This is a genomic window from Ktedonosporobacter rubrisoli (assembly GCF_004208415.1).
Lineage (GTDB): Bacteria > Chloroflexota > Ktedonobacteria > Ktedonobacterales > Ktedonobacteraceae > Ktedonosporobacter > Ktedonosporobacter rubrisoli.
Map to the genome: position 1 here is coordinate 4,354,079 of NZ_CP035758.1, position 13,907 is coordinate 4,367,985.

General features: G+C 49.7%; 13 protein-coding genes. 12 read left to right on the forward strand and 1 reads right to left on the reverse strand.

The window, feature by feature from the left end:
* Window positions 1-43: 43 nt before the first annotated feature.
* Window positions 44-679: a hypothetical protein gene (locus EPA93_RS19225; protein ID WP_129889065.1), complete on the reverse strand. Its 636-nt coding sequence runs from the start codon at window positions 677-679 to the stop codon at window positions 44-46.
* An 864-nt stretch (window positions 680-1,543) separates the two neighbouring features.
* Between EPA93_RS19225 and EPA93_RS19230 the strand changes: the two genes are divergently transcribed.
* The 12 genes from EPA93_RS19230 to EPA93_RS19275 all read left to right on the forward strand — a co-directional run bounded on the left by EPA93_RS19230 (window position 1,544) and on the right by EPA93_RS19275 (window position 13,857).
* A complete protein-coding gene (locus EPA93_RS19230; RefSeq protein ID WP_129889066.1) occupies window positions 1,544-1,927 on the forward strand; it encodes a cupredoxin domain-containing protein in 384 nt (127 codons plus the stop codon).
* A gap of 298 nt (window positions 1,928-2,225) precedes the next feature.
* On the forward strand, window positions 2,226-2,906 hold the full coding sequence (locus EPA93_RS48510) for a hypothetical protein (RefSeq protein WP_165423252.1): 681 nt from the start codon (window positions 2,226-2,228) through the stop codon (window positions 2,904-2,906).
* 473 nt (window positions 2,907-3,379) lie between these two features.
* On the forward strand, window positions 3,380-3,880 hold the full coding sequence (locus EPA93_RS19235) for a (2Fe-2S)-binding protein (protein WP_129894580.1): 501 nt from the start codon (window positions 3,380-3,382) through the stop codon (window positions 3,878-3,880).
* Between the two features lie 80 nt (window positions 3,881-3,960).
* A complete protein-coding gene (locus EPA93_RS19240) occupies window positions 3,961-6,294 on the forward strand; it encodes a xanthine dehydrogenase family protein molybdopterin-binding subunit (protein WP_129889067.1) in 2,334 nt (777 codons plus the stop codon).
* A gap of 99 nt (window positions 6,295-6,393) precedes the next feature.
* Window positions 6,394-7,260: an FAD binding domain-containing protein gene (locus tag EPA93_RS19245; RefSeq protein WP_129889068.1), complete on the forward strand. Its 867-nt coding sequence runs from the start codon at window positions 6,394-6,396 to the stop codon at window positions 7,258-7,260.
* Between the two features lie 153 nt (window positions 7,261-7,413).
* The gene (locus tag EPA93_RS19250) at window positions 7,414-8,517 is read left to right on the forward strand and encodes an aminopeptidase (protein ID WP_129889069.1); all 1,104 of its coding nucleotides are present in this window, start codon (window positions 7,414-7,416) and stop codon (window positions 8,515-8,517) included.
* A 415-nt stretch (window positions 8,518-8,932) separates the two neighbouring features.
* A complete protein-coding gene (locus EPA93_RS19255) occupies window positions 8,933-9,790 on the forward strand; it encodes an AAA family ATPase (protein WP_129894581.1) in 858 nt (285 codons plus the stop codon).
* Between the two features lie 3 nt (window positions 9,791-9,793).
* Window positions 9,794-11,158: a vWA domain-containing protein gene (locus EPA93_RS19260; protein ID WP_207229590.1), complete on the forward strand. Its 1,365-nt coding sequence runs from the start codon at window positions 9,794-9,796 to the stop codon at window positions 11,156-11,158.
* A gap of 31 nt (window positions 11,159-11,189) precedes the next feature.
* Complete coding sequence (locus tag EPA93_RS19265) at window positions 11,190-11,507, forward strand: XdhC family protein (RefSeq protein WP_129889070.1); 318 nt, start codon at window positions 11,190-11,192, stop codon at window positions 11,505-11,507.
* A gap of 106 nt (window positions 11,508-11,613) precedes the next feature.
* Window positions 11,614-11,940, forward strand: a complete 327-nt coding sequence (locus tag EPA93_RS49140; protein WP_207229591.1) for an XdhC family protein — start codon at window positions 11,614-11,616, stop codon at window positions 11,938-11,940.
* Window positions 11,937-12,386, forward strand: a complete 450-nt coding sequence (locus tag EPA93_RS49145; RefSeq protein ID WP_207229592.1) for an XdhC family protein — start codon at window positions 11,937-11,939, stop codon at window positions 12,384-12,386. Before EPA93_RS49140 ends, EPA93_RS49145 begins: the two co-directional genes overlap by 4 nt.
* Before the next feature lie 145 nt (window positions 12,387-12,531).
* Window positions 12,532-13,857, forward strand: a complete 1,326-nt coding sequence (locus tag EPA93_RS19275; protein ID WP_129889071.1) for an LCP family protein — start codon at window positions 12,532-12,534, stop codon at window positions 13,855-13,857.
* Window positions 13,858-13,907 lie beyond the last annotated feature (50 nt).

The window sequence follows — 13,907 nt, forward strand, 5'->3', positions numbered from 1 at the left end:
CTCTGTCTTAGACCTCCTTTTCACACAAGTAAACCTATCTACTTCAATTCCCAAGTTTAGGTAATCGTTCCAAGATTTGGTTTAGCTTATCATCTTGCGTATCAAAGCGAGTATCTACGCTATTAAATCTTGTATCCATTTTGTCTAATCGATCTTCTACCCTATTAAATCTTGTATCCATTTTATCGAGCCGAGTATCTATTCCATCAAAACGGGTATCCATTTTATCGAGTCGGGTATCTATTCCGTCCAGGCGTGCATCTACCTTGCCAAGATGACCTGTAATTTTCTGGATGTCTGTTTGTATCCCATGAACGCTTGTTTTAGTTTCCTGACTATCTGCTTTTAAAACTTTGATGTCCTGCCCCTGGCTTTTTACCGTGAATGTCAGCGCGGTTAGAGCCATATTTACATCTCCAAATTGCTGACGAAACGCATTCGTCAGATCATCAAACCGAGTGTTGATAGAAGTAAATTGCTGGGTAAGAGCCTGTGTCAACACATCAAATTTACGTGAAAGGGTTTGCTCCTGTTCAACAGATCGTTTTCTTTGCTCTTCAATCTGTTCTTGCAGTACCGTAATCCGTTCATTGAGTTGCCGAATATCAGAGACATGTTCCCCTTGCAGGGTAGAAAGTGCGTGCTCTAATGCTGCAAGTCGTTCTTCTAATGTTGGCATACAATCCGCCTCCTTATATGCAGATTATAGCATACTATAGACTGCTATCTTCTGCTCTCTACTCGAAATCTTCTTCTCTATCCTCTGCTGTGTGCCAGTTTCTTCATACCATGCCTTTTGCCTGGTACAATACCGCTATCATACTACAAGCGCATCGCAGCAGGAATTAAAAAAGTAGAAAGAAAATGTAGCAACGCATGTAGCAACCACAAAAAATTTTATGAAATCTGAAGAAACTATCAGGGATATGAAGCAAGGAATGGAGCACAGTAAGCACAGAAGAGCACTCCCAAAAACAAGTAAAACCGCATCCCGTATGCGCTACCACTTCAAATTAACGATTGCCTCAAGCCAGGATACAAATAGCTTGAGGCAATTTTGGTTTATGCTCTTCTTTGCTAAATGTAGCAACTGTATGGCAAAACTATCTTGCGAACATACAGAAAAAGCCCTATTTGGCCAAAGAGCAAGAAACGCTTAGCCCTCAGCCCCTCAAACTTCGGCCTATTTTCTTTCCTTCTCAGGTCTGTTACAATAATACCGCACGTCTATCCAATTCCTCCGCTGGACTGAAACGTGTAGCAACAAGCGGAAATAACGGGGAATTAGAGGGAGCAGACAGCTATGTGAGGCAAGAAAGGGAGCGCACCGCAGCCAGAATGGCTCCAACTAGCGCGGCCCTGCCAGCTTCGATTAAGCGCCACCTTATGTAAGGGATCAGGGATATCTCCTTGTTACTTTGCCATGTAGGAAACATTTTGCTATATTTATTATGAAGTAGAGCCTCCCGGGGATGTTCCCAAATCTATTCTATTCATCCATAGGAGAACGCAATCAATCCAAGGAGGACTGAAAGGAACTTGTATGCATAAAAAGATCATATTTGGAGTGCTTGGCTTTGCTTTACTGACGGTCCTGCTCGTGGCATGTACAGTCAGAGATCAAGCCAGCCTTCCAACCGGCCCATCTGTCCATATGAGCGCTTCTGACTTTGTTCAAAAGACTATTACTATTAAAAAGGGTCAAACCCTCACACTTATCAACGATGCATCAGCGCCCCATACTGTCGTAAATGGTAAGTGGGAAGGGAGCAAGCAGGTAGCAGAAAAAGAGGCCGGTGCCCCCACAGTCAGCTTAAATTTTACCGGTAATGACAGAAAATCCACCCCACCGTTTAATACTGCAGGAAAGTTTGACATATATTGCACAATACACGGCGGAATGAATTTAACGGTCACGGTTGAATAGTAACCCTACATTCAAGAAAGTGCATGCCTTTGTAAGTGAAGATCATGCACTTTCTTTATTTCTGCACATATAGCTGGCGCTTCCACATCTTCTTAGCCGCTACCTCCATTTCCATAAGCATGCTTTCCCTAAAGCACTCTGTTACCGGTTAAGGCTGCTGGCTCCTCTTTATCCTATTATAATGGCGCTATTTAGTACTTTCATGGCAGCCAGGGGACAAATTCGGCATTCCTGGGTCGTTGCTGTGCTATACTTCGTAAGAGCACTATTGAAAAGAGGATTGCACGAAAGCAGATACATGAAGACGACGAGAAACTGGTCTCAAGTAAGTGTCTATATAAAAAGCGGGAGTATTTTTCTTCTTTTCCTACTAAGCGCGCTCATTGTCTCCTGCAGTCAGCCAAGCAGCAATGCAACCGGTTTAAATGGCCCTGTTGTTACTGTAACGATCAGCCTGGGACAAAATGGCGCCCCTGCTACCCCTCAGGCCTCATATTGGTGTGGCGCCTGGACAACAAATGCTACCCCCAATATTAAGGGCACAGATATGATTAGTATCAATGCCAAATTCACCAAGAATAACGCTGGCAACCCAGAGGGTATAGGGGGGGCAAACGCAACGGCCACGGTTAAATGGGGTGATGGCAGTTCACAGATCTTGTCATCGGTAACTACAACAGCCGATGGCTTGGCGATCATTCCTGTCTCAATCGCCAATAGAGACGCCTCTGTTGGTAAGATTTCTCTTGTCACGGTGACATTCAATAAGCCTGGCGTTGGCACCTGCACGGTAGATAACAATCGCGCAGCCTTCTTCACCATTATTTCGGCCAAGTCAGACAATCAGCACACCCAGCAGCAACATTGTAAGCCACACAAGAAGCACTGCAACAATAATAATAACAACAACAACGATAACAATAACAATAACAACAACGGCAACAACAATAATGATAACAACGGTAATAATAACAATTAGACCTGGCAAGGTTCTCTGCTAGAGAACCGCACGGGTGCGCAGAGCGGTTCAAGCTACTGGCGCACCCGCCTCAAGAACGTAAAGCATTTGACAACGCAGCCCCTCGTGTGCTACTCTCTTTTCATCTATAGAAGCGATACTTACCCTTTCAAGATGTGATTTTCCCATCCGACGCTCACAATTGTCCCAGCACAATGCACAGTAAGGAGAGGAGTAAGGTTACGGCATTATCTCCACCTGGATAGTTGCTCAGGCACTATCCCCACATTGACCATCTCCACACTTTCTTTCAAGCAAGAAAGGAGTTTAAGATTCTAGGCCAATAGTATAGACTAGATTTAGGTATTCAGAATCTGGCTGGGCCATACCCAGGTTTTAATTTCACAAACTTACAATTTATGGAGAATTTTCGCGTCTACACTTCTTTGGATGTAGATGCGGCTAGCCAAGAGATGGAGGTACCATCGATGACGATGAAGCGCGCAATTACAGTAAAAGTGAATGGACAGACACACCAGTCAGAAGTCGAGCCGCGCACATTGTTAGTTCATTATTTACGAGATGCACTAGATCTCACAGGAACCCATGTAGGCTGTAACACATCGCAGTGCGGAGCATGTGTAGTTATGCTCAATGGAGAGGCTGTTAAATCGTGTACCGTGCTTGCCGTGCAGGCAGATGAGGGCGAAGTTACTACCATTGAGGGTCTGTCTCCAGAAGGGAGCTTACATCCTCTACAGGAGGGTTTCTGGGAGAAGCATGGCCTGCAATGTGGCTTCTGCACACCGGGCATGATTATGGCATCCTACCAACTGCTCAAAAACAATCCTAACCCAAGCGAGGCAGAGATTCGCAAGGGGCTTGAGGGCAATATCTGCCGCTGTACCGGTTACCAGAATATCGTACGTGCAGTTCAATACGCAGCTGAACGCCTGCGCGAAAGCGCCACGGAGCCAGTTGGAGCAGGTGAGTAGCACCAACCTGCAAGGATGCAGCAAATACAACGTTCTTTGATTGCTTTCATTTCTCAGCTTCGAGAAAGGACGTATAATCTATGGGCATTGCAGCCATGCTTGGCACGCCTATTAAAAGGCGTGAAGATCCGCGGCTCATTACAGGTCAGGCTACCTACGTCGATGATATCAAGCTCATGGGTATGCTGCACATGGCAGTGCTTCGTAGTCCCTATGGGCACGCCCGCATTAACGGTATCAACACAGATGCGGCCCTTGAGCATCCAGGTGTTCGCGCGATCTATACAGCCAAAGACACAAAAGGCGTTCTTGGCAATATAGCCGTTGCGGTTCCCCTTGGCCATATCGCCAATGGCATGGGCGCTCGTGGAGCACTGGCAGAAGGCAAGGTTCGTTTCTATGGAGACCCTGTGGCTATCGTCATCGCTGATGATCCATATGCCGCCCGTGATGCGCTCGATTTGATCGATGTTGATTACGAGCCACTCGCAGCCGCGATAGACGTTGAGAAGGCTATGCAACCTGATGCCCCCCTCCTCTACGAGGAGTTTGGCACTAATGTTGCTTATAGCATGCATCCTCCCACTGATGAAATTGACAAAGTATTCGAACAAACCAAAGCTGACGGCGGCATTGTCCGCAGCTTGCGCCTGATCAATCAGCGCCTCGCGCCGGCTTCCATGGAGACCCGTGGAGTTGTCGCCGATTTTAATAAGGCGAGCAAGTCCCTCACAGTCTGGAGCTCCTCCCAGATCCCCCACCTTCTCCGCAACAATCTCGCAGCCATTGTTGGCCTACCCCAGCACCAGGTGCGTGTGATTGTCCCCGAAGTTGGTGGAGGTTTCGGCTCCAAGCTCAATATCTACCCTGAAGAAATGCTAGCTTCCTTTGCCTCTATGAAACTTGGTCACCCGATCAAATGGATTGAGGATCGTAGCGAGAACCTGGCAGTCACCGTTCATGGTCGTGACCAGGTTGACTATATTGAGGTTGCAGCTACCAAAGAAGGGAAAGTTACCGGATTAAAGGTTCATGGTATTTCCGATCTCGGCTCGTATTGCCAACTCTTCACAGACGTCATTATGATCGCCTTCGGCTTCCCGGTATCCTGCGGTGCTTACGATATCCCGCATATTCACCTCAGCGCTGATATCGTCTTTACGAACAAAGCTCCCACCGATGCATATCGTGGGGCCGGTCGTCCCGAGGCAACCTATGTGGCAGAGAGGGCCATTGATCTGGTCGCTCACGAGCTTGGGAAAGATCCTGCGGAAGTGCGCCGGATCAACTTCGTCAAGCCCGAGCAATTTCCCTATAAGTCGGCTGCGGGTGCCGTCTACGATACAGGAAACTATGATGGAGCTTTAACTAAGGCTCTGGAAATGGTCGACTATCAGAACCTACGCGCCGAGCAAGCTCGCGCACGTGCTGCCGGCAAGCTAGTCGGGATTGGCATTGCATCCTACATCGAGATCTGCGGCTTCGGTCCTAAAGGGAGCGCACCCGTAGGCCTCTATGAGAGTGCACGCATTCGTGTAGAGCAGAGCGGCACTGTCATGGTCTATACCGGCTCATCTCCACATGGGCAGGGCGAAGAGACCTCCTTTGCGCAAATTGTGGCTGAGGAGTTTAGCATCCCTGTCGAAAATGTGCTGATCATGCACGGTGATACCGACTCTACTCCAGAAGGGCGCGGCACCTATGGCAGCCGCACACTAGCCGTTGGCGGCTCCGCAGTCTATAATGCAGTGCAGCGCCTGAAAGAGAAGATGAAGCAGATTGCTGCCCATATGTTAGAGGCAAGTCCTTCCGACGTCACGCTAGAGGATGGCAAGTTCTCGGTAGCAGGTTCTCCCCAAAAGGCTGTGGCCTTCGCCGATGTCGCGGCAACGGCAAATCTCTCTAACACGTTAGCACCGGGTATCGAGCCAGGCCTGGAAACAACTGTCTTCTTTGAGCCTGAAGCGTGCGTCTTCCCCTTCGGCACCCACATTTGCGTTGTCGAGGTAGACAAAGATACTGGCGAGGTGGACTTGAAGCGCTTTGTTGCCGTTGATGACTGTGGACGTCAGATTAACCCTCTACTTGTCCAGGGCCAGGTACACGGCGGAATAGCGCAAGGCGTAGGTCAGGCACTCTTCGAGGGCGTTACTTATGGTGATGATGGCCAGTTGCTTACGGCAACCTTCATGGATTATGCAATGCCGATTGCCAAAGAGTTTCCTGACTTCGAGCTAGATCACACGATTACCCTGACTCCTGTCAATCCACTAGGAGTCAAAGGAGTAGGCGAAGCCGGGACCATCGGCTCTACTCCTGCGGTCGCTGCGGCAGTTGCTGACGCTCTTGGAGTTGCCCATATCGACATGCCATTCAAGGCCGAAAAGCTGTGGCGCGTCATCCATCAGAAATAAGAAAATAGATTTTTACTGCCGCCCTAATCTAGCTGTTCCTGACCAACTAGATTAGAGGCCGGCTAGAGCTTCAGTTGACGGTGAAGAGGAGAAAATATTATGTCTGTTCCAGCAGCATTCGACTACCATCGCGCTAATACGGTGGATGAAGCGATTGCCCTGTTAAAAGAATATGGGGATGAGGCTAAGGTATTAGCCGGCGGTCATAGCTTGATACCAGCGATGAAACTGCGCCTCTCGCAGCCAGGGCATCTTATTGATATCGGCAGGATTGCAGGCCTCTCATATATCCGTGAGGAGAATGGCGTAATTGCCATCGGGGCCCTTACCAATTATACGGTTCTTGAGCGCTCCGATCTCTTGAAACGTTATTTCCCTTTAATCCCTGAAGGTACTGCACTCATTGGCGATCAGCAAGTACGCAACCGTGGAACTATCGGCGGCAGTCTGGCACACTCTGATCCGGCTTCCGATATGCCCGGGATTATTCTAGCGCTCAAGGGTGAGCTAGTCACCCAGGGGCCAAACGGCAAACGTACGATTAAGGCCGATGACTTCTTTATCGGGACGTTTACCACGGCTCTTGAGCCCGAAGAAATCCTTACGGAGATTCGCCTTGCTATTCCTGCAGCGCATACAGGCAGCGCTTATGAGAAGCTGGCCAATAAGGCTTCTCACTACGCAATTGCCGGCTGTGCCGCAGTCATTACGCGTGGGGACGATGGAACTTGTTCCGCTGCCAGCCTGGCCATCACTGGCGCTGCTATGCAAACCACACGTGCTAGCGCCACAGAAGCCGCTCTAGTTGGCAAAAAGCTTGATGAGGCCGCTGTGACCGAGGCGGCCAGCCATGCGGCGGAAGGCCTGGAAATTGTCTCCGACATCCATGGTTCAAAGGAATATCGCGCTCAGATGTGTGCAGTCGTTGCTAAGCGCGCAATTTTGCGTGCTCTCGAACGAGCATAAACATGCTCCAATAGCATTGGAGACTTTAGGGACCTGGCTTTATTATGTTCAGATCAAGCTCGACCTGACATGATGGGTTGGGTCCCTCTCAGTTAGCCTAAGCCGCACTCAAAGCTTCCTAAGACAAGATATATTTAGAGAAAGAGTATAAGTATGCACGATATTCGAATAGAGCGTTGGGCCCACACTCTTGTACATTATTGTCTATACCTCAAATCAGGAGATATTGTCTCTATTCATGCAACGCCAGTGGCTGCACCACTGCTTGAGGCTGTATACCGCGAAGTATTGCGCGTTGGAGCCTATCCAGTACCGGTTATCAGCCTGGAAAGCCTTGAAGAAATTCTGCTCCGTGATGGTAATGATGAACAGCTATCGCGACCCTCACCTATCGCCAGCATGCTGGCCGAAAAAGCTACGGCCCGTCTCTTTATTGAATCTGACACGAACACCAAGTCTTTAACTACTATTGATCCTTCAAGGGCTGCCATGCTTCGCAAAGCACGCTTTACTCTTTCAGAGACGCTACGCAAACGCGAGCGAGCCGGAGAATATCGCTGGTGTATTACGCTCTATCCCACCACGGGCTATGCCCAGGATACAGATATGTCTCTTAACGAATTTGAAGAATTTGTCTTTGATGCATGTTTTCTCAATGCGACAGATCCGATAGCCCGCTGGCAAGAGCTATCCAAACAGCAGCAACGCCTTGTCGACTGGCTCAAGGGACGTGAACAAGTCCATATAAAGGCTGAGGGTACTGATCTCACCCTCTCTATTAAGGATCGCATCTTTATCAACAGCGATGGCAAACGCAACTTTCCGAGCGGTGAATTCTTCACAAGCCCGGTTGAAAATAGCGCACATGGCGTTATCAAGTTTGAGCTCCCCACAGTCTATGATGGGCACAACGTGGAGGGCATACGTCTGGTGTTCCAGGAAGGAAAAGTCATAGAAGCCAGCGCACGCCAGGGACAAGATTTCCTTCTACAAATGATCAATATGGATGAGGGAGCCCGCTACCTTGGCGAATTTGCCTTTGGCAACAACACGCGCATTACTCATACCACAAAAAATATCCTCTTTGACGAAAAAATAGGCGGCACAGTGCATCTAGCGCTGGGGGCCAGTTATCCAGAAACCGGAGGCCTCAATAAGTCGGCCTTGCACTGGGATATGATATGTGAGCTACGAAATGCAGGAGAGGTGTGGATAGACGATACACTTTTCCTCAAAGATGGTAAACTTCTCGTCTGAGCCTATTTTAATTAAGATCGGCCCACCGCACGAAAAAGCCTTCAGAAGTCCCTGGTCTGTTGCAAGCCCAAATCATTACTAATAGATCAGACCAGAGACCTCCTGAAGTTAGGCAGAAAATTCTTGTCCTCCCGAACCAGTCAGGAAGACAAGCGGCTAAAAATGAGATATAATTTTTATGAATGGTTTTCTCTAATGCTAAATATCCCAGGCGGATCGAGAAAAGGAAGCTAATAGTAGCCAGCTCTTCTCTTTTCAGTCAACTCACCTATCCCAAGATGCCATGTGGGTTCGCGCTAAGGATGCGAGTAACGTTTTTTGGTAGTATCAGGCACTAGTTTTTTTATATTGGAGGCTTTCGTTGGAGCAGGAACTATCAACCAATTTTGCCACAATTGAAGATGTACAACAAGCGATGTTTGCCCAAAATTACATAGCTGATCGCAGTCTGGCTACGGCGGTGTTCCTGGCACTCAAACGACGTAAGCCACTTCTCTTAGAAGGTGAGCCAGGGGTTGGGAAGACCGAAGTTGCTAAAGTTCTAGCCGCGCTTCTTGACACCAGGCTGCTTCGCTTGCAATGTTATGAAGGCATCGATGTAAGCACCGCAGTCTATGAATGGAACTATACGCGCCAGATGCTTCATATTCGCATGATGGAAGCCAGCGGCGTCAACCGTCAGGAGGAGCTAAAGGAAATCTTTGGCCCCGATTTTCTGATGCAGCGACCGCTCTTGCAGGCCATTGATCCAGCCAATCTAAAGCCTCCCGTCTTACTGATTGACGAATTGGATCGCAGCGACGAGGAGTTCGAAGCCTACTTACTCGAACTGCTTTCCGATTTCCAGATTACCATTCCTGAGATAGGAACGATCAAGGCCAAAGAGCCTCCATTTGTAATTATCACCTCAAATCGCACGCGCGAGATTCACGATGCTCTGAGACGGCGCTGCCTCTACTATTGGATCGATTTTCCTACGCTTGATAAGGAGTACGCAATCATTCGAGCACGCATGCCAGAGGCACCCGAGAGGCTGGCAAAGCAGGTTTGCGCTTTTGTACACGAGTTACGCAGCCTCGACCTCTACAAAGCGCCTGGAGTTGCCGAAACCCTCGACTGGATTAGTTCCTTGCTTGCAATTAAGCAGGTAGAGCTTGTTGAGGGTCCAACGCGCGATACGCTTGGCGCACTCTTGAAGTACCAGGATGATGTGCTAAAAGCGGGGGGAAGCGAACTGCGAAGAATCCTACAAAAAGCTCTGGGAGCCTCCTAAGCAATGACAGCACAGCCACAAAATAATGGAGATTATCAGGCCTCGCTCGTCATGCAAGCCAAAGACATTGAGCGAGGCGAACGCTTGTTATATCGTTTAACCGAATTTGGCCGTCTTCTCTGGGAGGTAGGTATTAACGTTGGGCCGCGTCAGTTGCTCGATTTGACAGAAACGCTGAACCATATTGATATCACAAATAAAGAGGACTTTTACCACGCGCTTAAATGCTGTCTGCTGGGCAAGCACGAATTAGAGCCCATCTTTGATCAGATGTTCACCTATTACTGGCTGGTTCGCGATAACCCTAACCAGAAGAAGGATGCCTCAAAAGGGGCAGCCAGGCGCCAGGAACGCCAGATGCGCCTCCCACCTTCAGAGCGCAAACGCCTGGCTGAACATCTCAATAGCAACGAGCAGCGCAGAGAGTTGCGTCCAGAGACGCGGCAGACTGATCGTCGTCCCGCGCCCCAGGATAAGCGTTATGATGACGAGGATAATGATGAGGGAAATCCGCAGGGAGCAGCCTATAGCGCTATTGAGCGCCTCAGAAAAAAGGATTTCGAAGATTTTACCTGGGATGAGGTTCAGGAAGCTAAACGGCTGATGGCCGAGATGCGTTGGAATCTTGGCATGCGTCCGACGCGCAGAAAGTCGCCATCTCGCAATGGCTCTTATCCCGATATGCGCCGTATCGTACGCCGCAATTTAAAATATGGGGCCGAGCTCATCGAGCTAACCTGGCGCGAGACGAAAAGAAAACCGCGTCCTCTCGTCATAATCTGCGATATCAGTGGCTCCATGAGCCTCTATTCACGGCTCCTGTTGCACTTCATTCATACAATCACTAACGGCTTGCTAAATGTCGAAGCCTTTGTCTTCGGTACCAGACTGACACGCATTACCCGTCAGCTAAAAAAGCGCGATGTAGATGATGCCGTGCGCGACGTCTCCAAAAGCGTGCAGGATTGGTCAGGAGGCACACGCATTGGCGATGCACTCCACAATTTCAATCACGCCTGGGCCAAGCGGGTACTGGGTCGCGGCGCCGTTGTGCTGGTCATCAGCGACGGCTGGGACCGAGGGGACTCCGGAGTGCTGCAGGTCGAGATGGACCGCTTGCAGCATAGCTGTCACCGTCTCATCTGGCTCAATCCATTACTTGGTTCGCCTGACTATCGTCCGTTGACTATTGGCATGAAAACAGCTTTACCCTTTATTGATAATTTTCTGCCAGCACACAATCTAGATAGCCTGATCAGTCTTGGCAACTTACTCTCATCAATCGATGATAGTCGGCCCGAACGTAGTCCAGTGGCCCGGCGAAAAGCTGTGGAGGCCTGGAGCAAGGCACGCAGAAACACGTGGTAGCTTTTGTCCTTTAGCGAAAGGGGAAGTAGTTATGCGAGACGTATTACCTGATATAGAGAAATGGCGCTCCCAGGGCGAGCAAGTAGCCGTGGCGACAGTCGTAAGTATGGCCGGCTCGGCTCCGCGCCGACCAGGAGCCAAGCTTGCGGTCAGTGAAAAGGGCGAGTTGGCAGGCTCGGTAAGTGGGGGATGCGTTGAGCCCGCAGTTATCCAGGCCGCCATGGAAGTTTTGGAAGATGGCAAGCCGCAAATGCTTGAATTTGGGATCTCAGAAGAGGATAATATTGAGAAAATCGGCCTGGCCTGTGGTGGAACCATTCACGTCTTCGTTGAAAGGCTTGATTGGTAATCCACTCAGTCAGCCGCTTTAATGATTTAATCAGAGATTGGCATAGCGTGACCTGGCAACGCATCGTTTTGCCAGGTCCGTCAGATGTATATCAGGAGGAAGCGTTATGAGTGGACTCTATGAGGAGCTGAGGGACCTGCTCAATCAGGAAAAAGGGGCGGCCCTGGCAACTATTGTACGCGGACCGGCACATGTTGGCGCAAAGCTACTTGTTTTTGCCAATGGAACCACTCATGGCACGCTGGGCCTTGCCGCTCTTGAGCAGCTCGTAACCAGAGATGCCGAAAAGGCTATCTGGAACGGAGACGCCAATACCCATACTTATACCCTGGACACAACCTCCTCGCCACAGACATTCGACATCTTTATTGAGGGCTTCCCCCTCCCCCATCACTTATTATTATCGGCGCGGGACATATCGCGATTCCCTTGACAACCTTCGCAAAAACGCTTAATTACCGCGTTACCGTCATTGATGCGCGGTCAGCATTCGCCACGCGCGAACGTTTCCCTCATGCCGATGAGCTTATAGTTGAGTGGCCCGATGAGGTATTGGAGAAATGGGATCTCAATCCGTCTACTTCAGTAGCAGTCTTAACCCATGATCCGAAGTTCGATGAGCCCAGCCTTCGCGTCCTCTTATCTCGTCAAGTTGGCTATATAGGAGCAATCGGTAGTCGCAAAACGAGCCAGGAACGTGCAGAACGGCTGAAAAAACAGGGCATCACCGATGAGCAACTCAGTCGCATTCACGGCCCAATCGGGCTCAATATTGGAGCCACTTCACCTGAGGAGGTGGCGTTAGCAATCATGGCCGAGATAGTGGCAACACGCCACGGTAAAGATCGCGTCGCGATTAACGACTGGACCAAAAAATAAGATCTGCAACTTCCAATACCCTTATTCGTTCTTATTAAAAAGGGTATGCGAAATTATTATCATAAGTAGCAAGAGTAGAACTGAGCACATAAAACCATCATGCTGCCCTTATATCACTGCGTCTTCATCTAGAAAAGGATAATCTATGTCGAATAAATTTTATGATCAAGATGATCCTACACAACCCGCATCTCCACCGGCGGGGAACTGGCAGCAGGGCCAGCAAGGGAAACTCGTTCTAGGTAGCTTCAAGGATCAACCTCGATCCCCACAACGTCGTCCTTATCAATATCCACAACCAGCGCCGGGTTATCCTGGCCAACCCCAAACACCACAGAATCCCTATGGAGCTCCTGGATATCAAAATCCGCCCGCCGCCTATGGGCAGAATCGTTATGCTCCCCCACAACCTGGAGCCGGGGCCCCTTATGCGCGCCGCCCAGGACGGCAACCGCGCCGTCGTGGCTGCACTGTGGGATGCCTCGCCGTCCTGGTGCTTGTTGGCGTTATCGCCGTCTTCGCCTTCACAACTGCGCAGCGCGCTCTGGCCTTCGGCTCGGCTGTCTCTACACAATCACCACTGAGTACCCAGACCGGCTACATGGGTACCAGCGACCGCGTGAATCTGCTCATTCTGGGTTATGGAGGTGGTAGCCACGATGGCGCTAATCTCACAGACTCCATGGTTGTTATCAGCATGCAGCCGCAAACTCAGCATACCTCGTTAATCTCCGTACCGCGCGATTTATGGGTGCAGAATCCCCCCAATTCTGGCAATTACACCAAGCTCAATGCAGTCTATCCAGTTGCTTCCAAAAATGGCCAGCAACCAGCGGCCGGCGGCGACGCGGCCGCGCAAAAGGTCGCAGGCATCACCGGCCTGGATATGAAACATACTTACTGGATGACTATCAACTTCACAGGCTTCCGCGAACTTATCGATTCGCTGGGCGGCGTTGATGTTTATGTACCGGATTCATTTAATGCTTGCTACCCGAAGAATGATGACGCAGCCGTCGATGCGAGCTGGATAAAGGTACAGTACAATAAGGGCATGCAGCATATGGATGGCGCGACGGCTATCGCTTATGCCCGCGCGCGTGAGCCGCTAGAGGTCTGTGGCAAGGGCACCTCTGAGAATCTTGCCGAATTGACCGACTTTGGCCGTTCTGCACGCCAACAAATTATTATGAAATCAGTCCTTTCCAAGGTCAAGCAGGTCTCAGCCTGGCCGCATCTTTTTGACGCTATGACGGCATTGCAACATACCATCTATACCAATATGTCTCTTGCCGATCTGGCTGAGTTCACGCTGAAAATGGATTTGAACGATCCCAAAACCGCACATATAGGCCTGAGCAATGCCAATGTGCTGGTGGATTCACAAACGAATGATGGAGCCTATATTCTGGAACCACGCCAAAGTTGGGCAGCTGTCTCAGCTTACGTCCAACAGCATCTATACCAATAAGTGCCACAACACATACTATGAATCGTCGGCGTCAAAGCAGATAAGAGTTA